A 15,585-nucleotide genomic window follows, 5' to 3' on the forward strand; every position below is an offset into this window, starting at 1 on the left:
GCAGGCTCCGGTGTCAACGCGCCGGAGCCTTTATGTTACACTGCGCACCTGAATGTTTCCCTGTGGTGTGCCCGTGGCTCAAAACTCCGTATTTCTTCCCGAACAATTCCTCGCACAGATGCGCGAGGCGCTTCCAGCTCATCTCTCTTTCGACGATTTCGTCGCCGCATGCCAGCGCCCTTTGCGCCGGAGTATTCGCGTCAATACGCTGAAAATCAGCGTCGGGGCGTTTCTGGATCTCGTCTCCCCCTACGGCTGGCAATTAACGCCAGTGCCGTGGTGTGAAGAGGGTTTCTGGATCGAACGGGATGACGAGGAGAGCCTGCCGCTCGGCAGCACCGCCGAGCACCTGAGCGGGCTGTTTTATATTCAGGAAGCCAGCTCCATGCTGCCGGTTGCTGCGCTGTTTGCCGACGGGAACCAGCCTGAGCGGGTTATGGATGTCGCGGCGGCGCCGGGCTCTAAAACCACGCAGATTGCCGCCCGGATGAACAACCGCGGCGCGATCCTCGCCAACGAATTTTCCGCCAGCCGCGTCAAAGTCCTGCACGCCAATATCAGCCGCTGCGGGATCCACAACGTCGCGTTAACGCACTTCGACGGTCGCGTGTTTGGCGCTGCCCTGCCGGAAGCCTTTGATGCCATCCTGCTCGACGCGCCCTGCTCCGGCGAAGGCGTGGTGCGTAAAGATCCTGATGCGTTAAAAAACTGGTCCGTTGAAAGCAACCTGCAGATCGCCGCCACGCAGCGCGAACTGATCGACAGCGCGTTTCATGCCCTGCGCCCAGGCGGGACGCTGGTTTACTCTACCTGCACGCTGAATCGCGATGAAAACGAGGACGTCTGCCTGTGGCTCAAGCAACGCTATGTGGATGCCGTCGAGTTTCTGCCGCTGGACACCCTCTTCGACTCGGCCAGCCATGCGGCCACGCCTGAAGGCTTCCTGCATGTCTTCCCGCAGATTTACGATTGCGAAGGCTTCTTTGTTGCCCGTCTGCGTAAAACCCGCGCCGTCGATCCCTTGCCTGCCCCTAAGTTTAAGGTCGGCAACTTCCCGTTCGCGCCGGTCAAAGGCCGTGAGGCGGCACAGGCGCAAGCGGCTGCGAGCAAAGTCGGCCTGCACTGGGATGAGAGCCTGCGCCTCTGGATGCGTGACAAAGAGCTGTGGCTGTTCCCGGTCAACATCGAACCGCTGATTGGTAAGGTGCGTTTCTCCCGCCTCGGTATTCGCCTGGCGGAGATCCACAACAAAGGCTATCGCTGGCAGCACGAAGCGGTCATTGCGCTGGCCGGCAGTGAGAACACCTTTGCCCTGACGCATCAGGAAGCGGAAGAGTGGTATCGCGGTCGTGACGTTTACCCGGAAGACGGCCCGTTACAGGATGAAGTCATCGTGACGTATCAGGGCTATCCGCTGGGGCTGGCGAAAAAAGTCGGCTCGCGGCTGAAAAACAGCTATCCGCGCGAACTGGTACGCGATGGCCGCCTGTTTACCGGTAACAACCGCAGCGCCTGAAAAAAAGCGCATTTTTTTACTGGCGATTTCGCTCTCCTTGTCTAGGATCAAAAATGGGTGACTGCACTGGTCATACCAGATTTTGGGCAACAAACCGGAGAGCATTATGACGAAAACCAGCGTACGCATTGGCGCTTTTGAAATCGACGACGCTGAATTGCGCGGCGAATCACAAGGCGAACGAACGTTAAGTATTCCCTGCAAATCCGATCCGGATTTGTGCATGCAGCTGGACGCCTGGGATGCAGATACCAGCGTCCCGGCAATCCTTGATGGGGAACATTCCGTTCTGTACCGTGAGCATTACGACAGTAAAACCGATGCCTGGGTCTTGCGTCTTGCCTGACCCAAAGAGAACCCGCCCGAAGGCGGGTTATTTATTACTGAAGCTGCGCCAGCGTCAGAAAGCCCCCGAATACTGCCCCCGTATCAATGTAATGCAGATTGTTAAAATCGTAGCGTTTGTCCACAGGCGTATGTCCAAACCAGAAGTGATCCGCGCCGCTAATGCCCTGCCCTTTGCCCACCATAAAGCCCATTAACCGGTCGCGATCCCACAGCACGCGCTGGGCATCCACCGGCTTATGCCAGCCATATTCGGCGGAGGGATAATCCGCATGAGCAATCACGTTGAGACCGTTTTTGCAGGTTATTTCAATAATGTGCGGTAAGTCCCGACACGCGTTGAGTAAACCCTTCACCTGTTTTTGTTGAGCGTCCTTAAGCCCGGTAAACCAGTTACCACCATTTATCGACCAGAGACTAAAATCATTATTTTTAAGCGCATCTAACGCCATTTGCTCGTGATTACCGCGTACCGCATAAAACCAGTTTTCCTGCATCAGCTGTAAACATTTTACGCTGTCAGGCCCGCGGTCGATAATATCCCCCACCGAGATCAGCAGATCCGTATCAGGATTAAAATGTCGTCGTTTCAGCTCATCCATAAGCCACTGATAGCAACCATGAATATCGCTGACAACCCAGACATGACGCCAGTGTTCTCCCTCTATTTTCTGATACATAACGCCTCCTGTAAGAAGTATAGCTGCCACAGAAAATGTCATGAACTGGCGTCGGATTTCGCGAATCCAAACAAACCATAAACCAGCCGGAAATAAAGATCGCTGCGCTATTAATCCCTTATTCCCTGGCCTTTAAAATAGAGCGGAATAAAAAGAGGGATTTTCACGTGTCAAACATACACCTGCAAAACGATGTTTTTTATCCGCATCGCACAAATATTATTTCTGAACTGGTGAGAGGAAAACGCGTTCCCGGCCCAATCTGGCACAAACGTGATTACCGGTTAAAGTTCCTTCTGCGCTCGCTTTTATTCTGGTCCTCCACCCATCGCATGCTGGAGGCCCTGTCCGGGCGCGATGATTTCGACAGGCTGCTCACCTCTCAAATTACCTTGCCGAGCAAAACTCACCGCCAGTATCTGATGCGCGGCCTGAACTCAAACGACCGGGCCGATGCTATCGTCAGCCACTATCAGTGGATTGATAGTCTGAAAAACATCGCCCTCGCCCACGCGCTGACCAGCCCGCAAGAGGTGCCGGTTGTCCGGTTCGAGGCAAAAAACGGCGAAATCTATACAGTCCACGCCTCGTCCGCAGGTAAGGCCGAACGCGAAGGCGAAAGCACGCTTTGGCTGCACGACAATGACAATACGCTGCTTGCCAGCCTGACGTTCTGTGTCGCACGCAGTAACGGCCGTACGGTGCTGGTGATCGGCGGCCTTCAGGGTCCACGTCGTCATGTTTCACGGGAGGTGATTAAACAGGCTACCCGTGCCTGCCATGGCCTTTTCCCGAAACGCGTGCTGATGGAGGTGATCTTCCAGCTTGCCTCACGCTCGAACATCAGCGCGATTTTTGCCGTCAGCGATGAAGGCCATGTTTTCCGCGCGCTGCGCTACCGTCTGAGCAAAGGCCGTCATTTTCACGCCAGCTACGACGAGTTCTGGGAAGGCCTGAACGGAAAGAAACTCTCCCCCTTCTGCTGGCAGTTGCCGCTCCAGATGGAGCGTAAAGCACTGGAGGAGATTGCCAGCAAAAAACGCGCCGAATACCGTCGCCGCTTTGCGTTACTTGATGATATTGCGGCTTCCGTACAGGCGCGCATTGATCCCGTAGTCGTCTCAGGCAAAATACAAACAAAAATTTAACAAAACAGCCAAAAAGGACTGGACTTTCGCCTGCCGGGTTGTGGTATGTTTGAGGCAGGCGCACAGGAAGTGAACCTTCTGCTGAGACGAAAACCGGATTTTATCGTTTATTTTCATGCAGATAAAAAGAGACCGAATACGATTCCTGTATTCGGTCCAGGGAAATGGCTCTTGGGAGAGAGCCGTGCGCTAAAAGTTGGCATTAATGCAGGCTCAATCGCCTTGCCCTTTAAGAATAGATGACGACGTCAGGTTTTCCAGTCCACAGTAAAAGTGGTCTGAAAAAAAGCGTCAGAACATCACTAAATGTGAAAAACCGCAGAGCTTTTACAAGCACCTGCGGTTTTTTTTTACTGGAAACCTGACGGCTAGCAGAGCTTTTCAGCGCGCTCAATAAACGGTGCCAGACTTTTCTTCTGCCCGGGGTTTGCCGGGTCATCCACCTGGATCACGCTGACAGGCTGTCCGTTACTTTTCCCGCTGGCCACCTGCTGCTCCGCTACGTCATTTAACGGATACTGCACGAGCGTACTGGGATTGATGACATACAGCGCGTTACCGGGACGGCAGGTGAGTATGACCTCTTCACGATTAAATGCCCAGTTGTCCTTGCCCACTTCAAACCGGCTGACGGTGATGACCTGCGGCGCGGCCAGCGCACTGCTGGCACAGGTGAGAAGTAAAAGAGAAAGCAGTGTCTTTTTCATATGTTATTTAACCTTGTCAGAAGGGTTCCCAGGTCGCGAACAGGCTGACGGCTGCCAGTACCAGCGCGCCCAGCACCACCTCTGCCTGTGTCATCCTGATAAAAATCTGTTGTTCCCGCCCGGCCTCCGGGCGAAAGCGTGGCACAAGAAAATACCGATTCGCCAGCGCAATTGCCACCATCATCATGACCAGCGCACATTTGAACAACAACAGCTGGACATAAGGCGCATGCCACGGCACGTTTATGCCAACAATAAAGAGCGTATTGATTATCCCGGTCAGCAGCACGCCTGCCACGGCGTAATGCCCCACGCGGGAGAAGCGCATCATGGTAAAGATAGCGGCTGGCTGCCAGCGGCCTTTCGCCAGACGCATACAAAACAGCAGCGGCAGTAAACCACCCACCCAGGTCGCGGCGCAGAGCAGATGAAGCGCATGGTTGAGACGATGCAATGCTCCCGGTGCGCCACCGTTCATCGCGGCATGTCCCACGCCCGCCAACAGCACCAGCTGCCCCATCACGAGCAGTAACAGCCGTGAGCCTTTTTGCGGGGTAAGCCATGCAGCGCCCGCCGTCGCAGCGGCCAGCACCATTTGCCACAACCAGACGCCGCCAAATTGCGTTCCCAGCACGCTGCGCCAGACCGCCGGACGAATGACATCGCCCCAGCCGTTGCCCATCAACCCACTTTGCAGGCCAAACATCAGCAGAGCCGCCATCAGGCTGATTAAGGCCGCGAGTTTCTGCTGCCGCTGGAAACGCCGGGTCATGAGGCGCTGCAACGAAGACGGTGCAAACCAGACGCTGTAAAGCGCGTTGCCGAAAAGCAGCATCAGCGCAGCAAAATGGATAAAGCGTAACGCGACGTAGCTCAGGGCCAGCATACTATTTCACGCTAAAGTGATAGCTGCCCTTGGTTTTGTGGCCGTCCACGGAGACCACGTGCCAGTCCACCGTGTAGGTGCCGGTCGGCAACGGTTTCTCAAGAGGAACAATCAGCTTTGCGTTATCCTTCTCGTCACGCTTCACCGCGCCGGTCTGGATCTTGTGCTGCTGCGCGTCCGTCACCACCACGCCGCTGAAGGCAGGCTCAATGCCTTCCGAGAAGTTCAGGGTAATGACCTCTGGTGCCACCGCAACGGTATTTTCCTGCGGGGATTGCTGCTTAAGATGCGCATGGGCCAGAGCTGAGGTCGCGGTTGCTGAAGAGAGCAAAAATGCCAGCGCGCACGCGACGCGGGAAGGGGTAAAGTGCATCACAATCATTCCTTTTCGTTATGCCTGAATGCTAAAGAATAACTCTGTATAATTAACGAGTCGAGGAACATCCTTTGCTCCCTTGTCATCGTTGAACAATCGCGGTAACGTTGCCGCCGCAGAAAAAGGAGAAGGAAATGAACGTTAACCTGGCCGCCCTTCCTCAGGACGAGATGGACAAAGTGAATGTCGATCTCGCCGCCGCGGGTGTCGCATTCAAAGAGCGTTACAACATGCCCGTCGTAGCTGAAGTGGTAGAGCGTGAACAACCCGCACATCTGCGCGACTGGTTTCGCGAACGTCTCATTGCGCATCGCCTCGCCTCCGTCAATCTCTCGCGCCTGCCGTACGAACCTAAAGTTAAATAAGCTTAACGTCTCGTTACACTTCCTTACGCGTTATGTGGCAGGATAAGAAAACCCTGATAAATTTAGGTGTAATCTTAAAATCCCAGCGACTTAGTGTATAAGGAAGTCACGATGTCACGATGGAATATTGCCGCGGCTCAGTATGCCCCGCGGCACAACTGTGTTGATGAGCACGTAAAACATCACCTGCACTTTATTGCCGAAGCTGCCTGGCATGGGTGCGATTTGATCGTCTTTCCGGAGCTTTCGCTTACCGGCCCAGGCGGAACATCCTTACCCCCACCTCCTGACGATTTGCAGCTTGCCCCCCTCCTTCACGCCGCCCAGTCACGTTTCATCACGGTGATTGCTGGTATTACGCTCCAGCAACACGGCCAGCGCCAGAGAGGACTCGCGCTTTTCACCCCTAACCTGTCGACCATCCGGCGTTATCCGCAGGGCAACGGTGCGGGTGTTATTCCTGGCGATAAAAGGTTAACCATCGTGGATAACCAGGCTGACGCCCCGGAACTGGACCCGGAGGCAACGCTGTTCACCAGCAGCCTGGCCGTGGGCGAGCACCGCTGGCGACAATCGATCGGTTCGTTACAACGCTTCGCGCACAAGTACGCCATCGCGGTATTAATGGCGAACGCGCGCGGCGGTAGCGCGTTATGGGATGAAAAAGGTCAGCTGATTGTACGTGCCGATAAGGGAGAACTGCTGCTAACCGGTTCTTTAGGCCAACAGGGTTGGCAAGGCGATATCATTCCATTAGGCTAGGCATTTTAGGATCAGGAGCGATCAATGCTGCGCGTTATCGATACCGAAACCTGTGATTTGCAGGGTGGAATTGTGGAAGTCGCTTCTGTCGACGTGATTGACGGAAAGATAGTCAACCCAATGAGCCATCTGGTGCGCCCGGATCGTCCCATCAGTGCGCAGGCGATGGCTATACATCGCATTACGGAATCGATGGTGGCGGATAAGCCGTGGATTGAAGAGATCATCCCTCTTTACCACGGTAGCCAGTGGTATGTCGCCCATAACGCCAGCTTTGACCGCCGCGTGCTGCCGGAGATGCCCGGCGAATGGATTTGCACCATGAAGCTGGCGCGCCGTCTGTGGCCAGGGATCAAATACAGCAATATGGCGCTGTATAAGTCGCGCAAACTCAGCGTGCGGACGCCGGAAGGGCTGCATCATCACCGTGCCCTCTATGACTGCTACATCACCGCAGCGCTCCTGATTGATATCATGAATACTTCCGGCTGGACGCCAGACGATATGGCGACCATTACCGGGCGCCCCGCGCTACTGACTACCTTTACGTTCGGTAAATATCGCGGGAAGCCAGTATCGGAAGTGGCGGACAAAGATCCGGGCTATCTGCGCTGGCTGTACAACAACCTCGACAGAATGAGCCCGGAACTGCGCCTGACGCTGAAGCATTATTTAGGCGAAGCCTGAGTCCCCGCCCGGCCTGGCAGCGTATCCTGCGCCAGGCCAATCAAAAAGGCGTACTCCAGCGCCACCCCTTCATAGGATTTAAATCGCCCTGATTTCCCTCCGTGCCCTGAGTCCATATCGGTACACAGCAGCAGCAGATTATCGTCAGTTTTCAGCTCACGCAGCTTCGCCACCCATTTCGCGGGCTCCCAGTACTGCACCTGGGAATCGTGCAGGCCGGTGGTCACCAGCATATGCGGATAGGCTTTCGCCTCAACGTTATCGTACGGGCTGTACTCTTTCATGTAGCGATAATAGGTTTCATCCTGCGGATTCCCCCACTCTTCAAACTCCCCGGTGGTCAGTGGAATGGACTCATCCAGCATGGTCGTCACCACGTCCACAAACGGCACCTGGGCGATAACGCCTTTAAACAGTTCAGGCCGCTGGTTGATCACGGCACCCATTAGCATGCCCCCGGCGCTGCCCCCCATGCCAAAGCAGAGCTGCGGATCGCCATAACCCTGCGCGATCAGCGCATCGCAGACATCAAGGTAGTCGTTAAAGGTATTTTTCTTTTTGAGAAATTTTCCGTCTTCATACCAGTGTTGACCCAGTTCGCCGCCCCCGCGAATATGGGCAATCGCATAAACAAAACCGCGGTCGAGCAGGCTCAGCCTGCTGCTGCTGAAATCGGCGTCCATGCTTGATCCATAGGAGCCATAGCCATAGACGAGGATGGGGTTTTTACCTTTGTTGAAGTGCGCCTTGTGATAGACGAGCGATACAGGGACTTCAACGCCGTCGCGTGCGGTCACCCACAGGTGCTCACTGCGATAATTTTCCGACTCAAAACCCCGGACCTCAGCCTGTTTAATCACCTGACGCTGCCCGGTGTCCATATCCAGTTCAAACAACGTATCCGGGGTGGTCATCGACGAATAGCCGTACCGCAGGCGGGACGATTCCGGTTCCGGGTTAAAGCCGATCCACGTTACGTAAGCCGGGTCATCGAACGCAATGCCCACCACTTCGCGGGTTTTGCGGTTGATTTGGCGGATACTGGTCAGTCCGCGCTGACGCTCTTCCACCACCAGCCAGTCGGTAAACAGGGTGAACCCCTCCAGCATCACCTGATCGCGCGCGGGAATTAACACTTCCCATTTGCGTTCATCGCGCACTTTGGTTTTATAAAGGCCAAAGTTTTTGCCCTCGCGGTTCGAACGCAGGTAAAAGCTGTGCTGGAAGTGATCCAGGCTGTACTCATGATCTTTACGGCGCGGCAGGAAGCACAGCGGCTGCGCATCCGGCAGCTCTGCATCCAGCAGCAGCACTTCTGAGGTGGTGGCGCTGGAGAGGAAAATGATCACGTAGTGGCGAGATGACGTTTTATGCAGGCTGACATAGAACGTCTCGTCTTTTTCCTCGTAGACTAATTCATCGTCGGCGGAATCGGTCCCCACCGTATGACGCCAGACCTGATAAGGCAGCAGCGTTGAGGCATGCTTTTTAACGTAGTAGACCGTTTCTGAATCGTTACCCCAGACGAAATCGGGGGAGACATTATCCAGCATTTCGGGATACCAGTTTCCCGTTTCAAGATTGCGGAAACGCAAACCGTACTGGCGGCGGGAGAGGTAATCCTCAGCCAGCGCCATAATGGCGTTATCGGGGGAAATGGACATGCCGCCCAGCGTATAAAACTCACTGTGGGCAGCACGTTTGTTGGCATCCAGCAGGATCTCCCATTCGTCCCACTCGGCGCTCAGCACAGACTGGCGCTGGTAGATGGGATATTCGTTTCCCGGCTCATAAATATGGCGATAGCGATAACCGTTTTTGCACCACGGGGCAGAGACATCACGCTGGGGGATACGCTGCACCATTTCGTTCAGGAGCTGATCCTGAAGCGCCTGCTGGCTGGCCATGACCTGGCGGCCATAGTCGTTTTCCTCGTGCAGATAGTCGAGCACCTCTGGCCGGGAACGAGAATCGTCCCGCAGCCAGTAGTAGTTATCGATACGCGTATCGCCATGCGTGGTGATCGCATAAGGAGTACGTCGGGCTTTTGGAGGCATGGCATTCTTACTTTTTCGTTTTACATCCTATAAGGTTGGCAAAACACGCGTATGATGCAAGCGAAACATGGCCTTCTAGCCCGCGAGAGTCTGCTTCTGCTGCTGAATATCCTGCTCAATTCCCTCGCGAACGTCCTGGGGGATCTTCAGCGCATCGCCCAGGGCGTTCAGGTAGCTGCGCTCCATAAAGTGATCGATATCGATGGCGGCACAGCTCAGAAAATAGAGTTCCAGCGCCTCTTCTTCGTTTTTCACGCCTTGCGCCAGACGCTGCGGATCGAGCGGCTGTTCAATGGCCTGCGCCACCAGCGCCCTGCCCTGCTCCTCAACGCCCGCTTCCCGCATCTGCTGTTCAATTGCGACACGTTCACTGGCATCAATATGCCCGTCGCTCTTGGCTGCAAAGACCAGGGCGAGGATCAGGCGCTCGGTGCGTAAATCTAACGGTGATACCTGCTTCCCGTACTGCGGTTCATCCTGATGCGCGCTGCGCACCTTGTCTTTGTATTTGTTCCATAAGACGGAGCCTGCAATAGCCCCTCCGCCCGCCAGCAGCGCGCCGGTACCGTATTTGGTAAGCAGTTTCCGCGATGATTTATTGGCAACCAGCAAACCGGCCAGCCCGCCAAGCGCACCCGGCACCAGCAGCTTGCTTAGACCCTGCTCGCCCGACGACGAGCCTTTTTGTCCCAACAGGGATTGCAGTTGATTCATCCAGCCTGACATATTTTTCCTCACGTAACAGTGCGTAACCTTCACAGCCTAAGCGAGCGGGTGTCAGGAAATGTCTGTCAGTGCTAAAGAAGCGCAAATTTCCCCCCTGTCCGGTTATCCCCATACAAGACAGACGCAAACGTTTTCGTTTATACTACCCGCATCTTTTTCAGGGGGATTTTTATGACTCTTTTAGGAACCGCGCTGCGCCCTGCCGCGACGCGCGTCATGCTGTTGGGATCGGGTGAACTGGGTAAAGAAGTGGCCATTGAATGCCAGCGTTTGGGCGTGGAGGTGATTGCGGTGGACCGTTACGCGAACGCCCCTGCCATGCACGTCGCGCATCGCTCGCACGTCATCGATATGCTTGACGGCAATGCCCTGCGGGCGTTAATTGCCGAGGAAAAACCGGATTTCGTGGTGCCTGAAATTGAGGCCATTGCCACTGAGATGCTGGTTACCCTTGAGCAGGAAGGCCAGCGCGTAGTGCCTTGCGCCACTGCGGCAAAACTGACCATGAACCGGGAAGGCATTCGTCGCCTGGCGGCAGAAGAATTACAGCTCCCGACCTCCAGCTACCGTTTTGCCGGGGATAAAGCTGCGTTTCTCCAGGCCGTCGAAGAGATTGGCTACCCGTGCATCATTAAGCCGGTAATGAGCTCCTCCGGCAAAGGGCAGAGCTTTATCCGCGACAGCAGCACGCTGGACCAGGCCTGGGACTATGCCCAGCAGGGCGGTCGTGCCGGTGCCGGGCGCGTCATCGTGGAAGGCGTGGTGAAGTTTGATTTCGAAATTACCCTGCTTACCGTCAGTGCCGTGGACGGCGTTTATTTCTGCGACCCGATTGGTCATCGTCAGGAAGACGGCGATTATCGAGAATCCTGGCAGCCGCAGCAGATGAGCGCGCTGGCGCTGGCACGCGCGCAGGAGATCGCCCGCAAGACGGTGCTGGCGCTGGGCGGCTACGGCCTGTTCGGCGTGGAATTGTTTGTTTGCGGCGACGAGGTGATCTTCAGCGAAGTCTCCCCTCGCCCGCACGATACCGGGATGGTTACGCTGATTTCACAGGATCTCTCCGAGTTCGCGCTGCACGTGCGCGCTTTCCTCGGCCTGCCGGTTGGCGGCATCCGTCAATACGGCCCGGCAGCCTCCGCGGTGATCCTGCCGCAGCTGACCAGCCAGAATGTCACCTTTGATAACGTCGAAGGTGCGGTTGGTGCAGGCTTACAGGTCAGACTGTTCGGCAAACCGGAGATCGACGGAAGCCGTCGTCTGGGCGTGGCATTAGCAACCGGGGAAAACGTGGACGAAGCCGTCGCGAGAGCGAAAATAGCGGCCACTGCGGTAAAAGTGACAGGGTAAATAACTAAAGGCTGGTCAACTAAGCGACCAGCCACATTACATAATTAACATTGTTCCGTTTCTATCGCTTCCATTCGTATTCCATATCCTCGTAGGCTTCATTCGTTTTCGAGATGAAAACAAAAATACCGAGGCCAATAAAAATAACGAAGGGAATGATGATGCTCGCAATCAGTTCCCAGATTGCTGGCGGATCGTTTTGCGCCAGGAAACTGATACGATAGGCAATGAGGGATAACACGCAGAATAAAGCCGCCATCCCCGCAGGATAAAGGGGATTACTCCAGTTACACCAGGTAAGTTTTTTTGGGATAGCTGTCTTCATGGAGGAAAGCGAAGTAATACAAAATTTGTTTTTGTCTGAATAAGCTGCCAGTTGCTCCCCCTGGGCATATTTGACCGCATCCGCCGCAAATGCCAGAGCCAGCCACCGATACCCGGCACTCTTTGCGCCCAGAGAGGCATCGATATCCAGCCGTTCCACCGTGAGCGCTTTTTTATCCAGTGCCTGCATTAATGGATATTTTTCAATACGGGACAGCCCGGTATACCAGAGATTTTTCGGCGTAAGTACCGAACCCGTCTCAAGGAAGACCGCCATTTTGTCCTCTACATCGGTCACGTCAGACATAGGCTGATATAAATATACCGGTTTTTCGCCCTCCTCCCGGACATAATGACTGGTCAGCAGGAATGCACATGCATTTTCCATGCTCTTTGATTCGCCGCTTTCTTCATGTAAATCAACGATAACAATCAACCGGTTTTCAACTCTGTAATCAGATAAGTTCATCCATTGGCTAACGATCGCGTAGTCAGGACATTCTGTGCTGTACTCAATTTTACACGTGCTTGCCGTTTCAATACCCAACCGCTCCAGAGTGCGCCTCAGTTCATCAATGCAGGATCCTCTCCCTCCGTGAACCCAGACAACGGTTTCAAAAATACGGTAGTTATAGTCCTTCAATTTTTCTGCCATCGGGTCCAGTAAGCGGTAAAACATCTGTTCATTCCTGGTCTGGTCGAAGCGATCTTCCAGCTGAATATTAACCGGCGTTTTCGGTGCCAGCGGAAATTCGCCTTCCAGTTTCAACATATTCAGCGCGGGTTCCTCCAGGGGGGTGATTGCAGACCATGCTGCGATAGCGATATTTTTTCGCGCATACGCCTTTAAATTAATCTCCTGCTCTTTTGCTATGAATTTTCGGGTTTCAGCATAATGAATGTTGGCGTCATGAAATATGAAACTTGTAAAAACTAGCAACGATACAACACAGATGGGCAGAATAACTGAAGGCACAAAAAAGAGAGCCGTAACGTGTTCCTGTTCAGGCCAGGTGAGAGCCCGGATCGCGAGGCCCATTGCGACGGCTATCACATAGAGGAAAACAATCATGACGACTGGCACAGTGGAATCCGGGTCTGGCTGTTGTTTGTATAACCACCACGCGCGCATTACGAAGCTCCCGCCACAGGTAAGGTACTTTTGATTTCACATCCACACGCCGCGCGACAGCCATCTACCACAACCCCACGGCCATGCATGGTCCAGGTTGGGTGACATTCAGTGATTGCGAACGTCCCTTTATGGAGCGGACACTGCGCAAGATCATCTTTTAAGGCCACGGGCTGCCCCATAAAGTCTGCCCCGGAGGCCTTAGTGACTTTTCCTCCGCTTATCAGCGGATCGTTTAACCTAATGACGCCTTTCATCGCTTTATCTCCCTATTTTCCCGCATCCATGTTGCATTGCATGTGCTCCCAGCCGGTATAGCCTTTCACGTCGGGTACGCTGTCGGGTAAATCTTGCCAGTTAGCCTTAAGTTGCTGCGTGCTGCCCTCGAGCCCCTGCTTAGTCATGTAGACCATTCCCCACGCCCAGCCAGGGGAACGGGGGTCCAGCTTCCCGCTGACTTTATTTCCCATTCCGTCATCCACGGTATAGGCAATCCCCGGCCCGCCGGGCAGAATGCGCGGGTCTTCAAATGGCTTTGATGACATATAAAGCCGGTGTTTGGTCTGTAAAAAACCCTGGTCGTTGACGACGGTGAAAGAAATAATATCCTCATAGGATGGTTGGTTAGTACCATCGGGCTCATTAGGCCCTACCGAAAAAAACTGGGGAGACCATGTTTTACCATAATCTTTAGAAATCATTGTTCCTGGGTCATCCCAGGTGGGTATGGCAATATATCGTTCAGAAGGATGAACAAATTTTTTGGTGAAAATCCGATAAAATTGACTGACGGGCCTGGTATGAATACCCCGAAAAGTATCCGTATACCAGAGTTCACCTTCGCAGCCCCAGCCTTTCAATTCGAGAAAACGGTGATCATCGAACCGGTAAACAACCTGTGTGGGCGGTTCTTTAGCCTGGCATCCGGTCGCCAGCACAACGGACGTCGCTGCGAGAACGGTACATAATCCTTTCATCAGTTATCGCCCCGCATCCATATCACAGCACATATGATCCCAGCCGGTGTACCCCTTCACTTCGGGTACGCTGTCGGGTAAATCTTGCCAGTTAGCTTTAAATTGCTGCGTGCTGTGCTTAAGCCCCTGCTTAGTCATATAGACCATTCCCCAGGCCCAGCCAGGGAAACGGGGGTCCAGCGTATCGCTTACTTTATTTCCCATTCCGTCATCCACGGTATAGGCAATCCCCGGCCCGCCGGGCAGAATCCGCGGGTCTTCAAACGGTTTTGACGACATATACAGCCGGTGTTTGGTCTGTAAAAAACCCTGGTCGTTGACGACGGTGAAAGAAATAATATCCTCATACGGCGCGTAGTCATCACCATTAGGTTCATTATGATTTGGTGAGAACGCTACGGAGTGCCACGTTTTCCCATAGTCCTTAGATACTATGAATCCACTCACTCCCCATCCCGTCAGAGCAATATATCGCTCTGATGGGTGAATAAATTTACGGGTAAAGAGTCGATAAAACTGACTAACGGGTTCGGCGTGAATGCCTCGCTTCGTATCCGTATACCAGAGTTCACCTTCACAGCCCCAGCCTTTCAACTCAAGGTAGCGATGATCATCAAACCGATAAACTACCTGCGTCGGCGGTTCTTTCGCCTGGCACCCGGTTGCCAGCACAACGGACGTAGCTGCGAGAACGGTATATAATCCTTTCATCAGTTATCGCCCCGCATCCATATCACAGCGCATATGATCCCAGCCGGTGTAGCCTTTCACGTCGGGTACGCTGTCGGGTAAATCCTGCCAGTTTGCCTTAAGTTGCTGCGTGCTGCCCTCGAGCCCCTGCTTAGTCATGTAGACCATTCCCCACGCCCAGCCAGGGGAACGGGGTTCCAGCTTCCCGCTGACTTTATTTCCCATACCGTCATCCACGGTATAGGCAATCCCTGGCCCACCGGGCAGAATGCGCGGGTCTTCAAATGGCTTCGACGACATATACAGCCGATGTTTGGTCAGTAAAAAACCCTGATCGTTGACGACGGTGAAAGAAAGAATATCCTCATAAGGCGCGTAGTCATCGCCATTGGGTTCATTATGATTTGGTGAAAACGCTACGGAGTGCCACGTTTTCCCATAGTCCTTAGATACTATGAATCCACTCGCGCCCCATCCCGTCAGTGCAATATATCGCTCTGATGGATGAATAAATTTTTTGGTGAAAATTCGATAAAATTGACTGACGGGTTCGGTATGAATACCCCGTTGAGTATCTGTGTACCAGAGTTCACCTTCGCAATCCCAGCCTTTCAGTTCGAGATAACGATGATCATCAAATCGGTACACCACCTGCGTTGGTGGTTCTTTCGCCTGGCATCCGGTCGCCAGCACAACGGACGTAGCTGCGAGAACGGTACATAATCCTTTCATCAGTTATCGCCCCGCATCCATATCACAGCGCATATGATCCCAGCCGGTGTACCCCTTCACTTCGGGTACGCTGTCGGGTAAATCTTGCCAGTTAGCTTTAAATTGCTGCGTGCTGTGCTTAAGCC

19 protein-coding genes are annotated in these 15,585 nt (G+C 54.0%); 8 read left to right on the top strand and 11 right to left on the bottom strand.

Features of this window, described 5'->3' with window-relative positions; all coding sequences use genetic code 11:
* The first annotated feature begins 52 nt into the window (after positions 1 to 52).
* Together rsmF and ACOTXL_RS03230 are read left to right on the top strand one after the other, a co-directional pair.
* The gene (gene rsmF / locus ACOTXL_RS03225) at positions 53 to 1,516 is read left to right on the top strand and encodes a 16S rRNA (cytosine(1407)-C(5))-methyltransferase RsmF (RefSeq protein ID WP_032609505.1); all 1,464 of its coding nucleotides are present in this window, start codon (positions 53 to 55) and stop codon (positions 1,514 to 1,516) included.
* 106 nt (positions 1,517 to 1,622) lie between these two features.
* A complete protein-coding gene (locus ACOTXL_RS03230; protein WP_003859885.1) occupies positions 1,623 to 1,862 on the top strand; it encodes a YebV family protein in 240 nt (79 codons plus the stop codon).
* A 34-nt stretch (positions 1,863 to 1,896) separates the two neighbouring features.
* Here ACOTXL_RS03230 and pphA read toward each other — a convergent pair whose 3' ends face one another.
* Complete coding sequence (pphA, locus tag ACOTXL_RS03235) at positions 1,897 to 2,541, bottom strand: protein-serine/threonine phosphatase (RefSeq protein ID WP_045337547.1); 645 nt, start codon at positions 2,539 to 2,541, stop codon at positions 1,897 to 1,899.
* Positions 2,542 to 2,708: 167 nt separating this feature from the next.
* Here pphA and ACOTXL_RS03240 point away from each other — a divergent pair, with 167 nt between their 5' ends.
* Positions 2,709 to 3,689, top strand: coding sequence for a VirK/YbjX family protein (locus ACOTXL_RS03240; RefSeq protein WP_045337549.1), 981 nt, complete (start codon positions 2,709 to 2,711; stop codon positions 3,687 to 3,689).
* A 45-nt stretch (positions 3,690 to 3,734) separates the two neighbouring features.
* The gene (locus ACOTXL_RS03245; protein WP_032609507.1) at positions 3,735 to 3,932 is read left to right on the top strand and encodes a hypothetical protein; all 198 of its coding nucleotides are present in this window, start codon (positions 3,735 to 3,737) and stop codon (positions 3,930 to 3,932) included.
* A gap of 125 nt (positions 3,933 to 4,057) precedes the next feature.
* Here the strand turns inward: ACOTXL_RS03245 and ACOTXL_RS03250 are convergent, their stop codons facing one another.
* Genes ACOTXL_RS03250 through yobA form a run of 3 tightly spaced genes read right to left on the bottom strand, consistent with a single transcriptional unit; the run spans position 4,058 to position 5,655 of the window.
* Complete coding sequence (locus ACOTXL_RS03250) at positions 4,058 to 4,396, bottom strand: YebY family protein (protein ID WP_045350791.1); 339 nt, start codon at positions 4,394 to 4,396, stop codon at positions 4,058 to 4,060.
* Between the two features lie 16 nt (positions 4,397 to 4,412).
* Entirely contained in the window at positions 4,413 to 5,282 is an 870-nt protein-coding gene (gene copD / locus ACOTXL_RS03255; protein ID WP_045341063.1) for a copper homeostasis membrane protein CopD, read from the bottom strand.
* A gap of 1 nt (position 5,283) precedes the next feature.
* Entirely contained in the window at positions 5,284 to 5,655 is a 372-nt protein-coding gene (gene yobA, locus ACOTXL_RS03260; RefSeq protein ID WP_045329847.1) for a CopC domain-containing protein YobA, read from the bottom strand.
* 137 nt (positions 5,656 to 5,792) lie between these two features.
* Between yobA and ACOTXL_RS03265 the strand changes: the two genes are divergently transcribed.
* The 3 genes from ACOTXL_RS03265 (at position 5,793) to exoX (ending at position 7,472) form a co-directional block, all read left to right on the top strand.
* Positions 5,793 to 6,023, top strand: a complete 231-nt coding sequence (locus tag ACOTXL_RS03265; RefSeq protein ID WP_003859784.1) for a DNA polymerase III subunit theta — start codon at positions 5,793 to 5,795, stop codon at positions 6,021 to 6,023.
* A 111-nt stretch (positions 6,024 to 6,134) separates the two neighbouring features.
* Positions 6,135 to 6,785 carry a carbon-nitrogen hydrolase family protein gene (locus ACOTXL_RS03270; protein ID WP_045350792.1) on the top strand — a complete coding sequence of 217 codons (651 nt, stop codon included), beginning with the start codon at positions 6,135 to 6,137 and terminating at the stop codon, positions 6,783 to 6,785.
* 24 nt (positions 6,786 to 6,809) lie between these two features.
* Positions 6,810 to 7,472 carry an exodeoxyribonuclease X gene (exoX, locus tag ACOTXL_RS03275; RefSeq protein WP_015570288.1) on the top strand — a complete coding sequence of 221 codons (663 nt, stop codon included), beginning with the start codon at positions 6,810 to 6,812 and terminating at the stop codon, positions 7,470 to 7,472.
* On the opposite strand, the gene ptrB is transcribed toward exoX, so the two are convergent.
* Both ptrB and ACOTXL_RS03285 read right to left on the bottom strand, forming a co-directional pair.
* Positions 7,454 to 9,529 carry an oligopeptidase B gene (gene ptrB, locus ACOTXL_RS03280; RefSeq protein ID WP_045343596.1) on the bottom strand — a complete coding sequence of 692 codons (2,076 nt, stop codon included), beginning with the start codon at positions 9,527 to 9,529 and terminating at the stop codon, positions 7,454 to 7,456. The genes exoX and ptrB overlap by 19 nt on opposite strands.
* A 75-nt stretch (positions 9,530 to 9,604) precedes the next feature.
* Entirely contained in the window at positions 9,605 to 10,255 is a 651-nt protein-coding gene (locus ACOTXL_RS03285) for a tellurite resistance TerB family protein (RefSeq protein WP_045350793.1), read from the bottom strand.
* 171 nt (positions 10,256 to 10,426) lie between these two features.
* Here ACOTXL_RS03285 and purT point away from each other — a divergent pair, with 171 nt between their 5' ends.
* Positions 10,427 to 11,605: a formate-dependent phosphoribosylglycinamide formyltransferase gene (gene purT / locus ACOTXL_RS03290; protein WP_045350794.1), complete on the top strand. Its 1,179-nt coding sequence runs from the start codon at positions 10,427 to 10,429 to the stop codon at positions 11,603 to 11,605.
* Positions 11,606 to 11,666: 61 nt separating this feature from the next.
* On the opposite strand, the gene ACOTXL_RS03295 is transcribed toward purT, so the two are convergent.
* The 5 genes from ACOTXL_RS03295 to ACOTXL_RS03315 are packed head-to-tail and all read right to left on the bottom strand — an operon-like array spanning position 11,667 to position 15,460.
* Complete coding sequence (locus ACOTXL_RS03295) at positions 11,667 to 13,061, bottom strand: hypothetical protein (protein WP_045329856.1); 1,395 nt, start codon at positions 13,059 to 13,061, stop codon at positions 11,667 to 11,669.
* Positions 13,061 to 13,318, bottom strand: coding sequence for a PAAR domain-containing protein (locus ACOTXL_RS03300; protein ID WP_023324870.1), 258 nt, complete (start codon positions 13,316 to 13,318; stop codon positions 13,061 to 13,063). The genes ACOTXL_RS03295 and ACOTXL_RS03300 overlap by 1 nt, the downstream gene beginning before the upstream one ends.
* Positions 13,319 to 13,330: 12 nt before the next feature.
* Positions 13,331 to 14,038, bottom strand: a complete 708-nt coding sequence (locus ACOTXL_RS03305) for a T6SS immunity protein Tli3 family protein (protein WP_032659013.1) — start codon at positions 14,036 to 14,038, stop codon at positions 13,331 to 13,333.
* Between the two features lie 3 nt (positions 14,039 to 14,041).
* Positions 14,042 to 14,749, bottom strand: coding sequence for a T6SS immunity protein Tli3 family protein (locus ACOTXL_RS03310; protein WP_045351236.1), 708 nt, complete (start codon positions 14,747 to 14,749; stop codon positions 14,042 to 14,044).
* 3 nt (positions 14,750 to 14,752) lie between these two features.
* On the bottom strand, positions 14,753 to 15,460 hold the full coding sequence (locus ACOTXL_RS03315; protein WP_032659021.1) for a T6SS immunity protein Tli3 family protein: 708 nt from the start codon (positions 15,458 to 15,460) through the stop codon (positions 14,753 to 14,755).
* Positions 15,461 to 15,585 lie beyond the last annotated feature (125 nt).

This window comes from Enterobacter cloacae complex sp. IR5402, assembly GCF_049238125.1.
Taxonomy (GTDB): Bacteria; Pseudomonadota; Gammaproteobacteria; order Enterobacterales; family Enterobacteriaceae; genus Enterobacter; species Enterobacter hormaechei_C.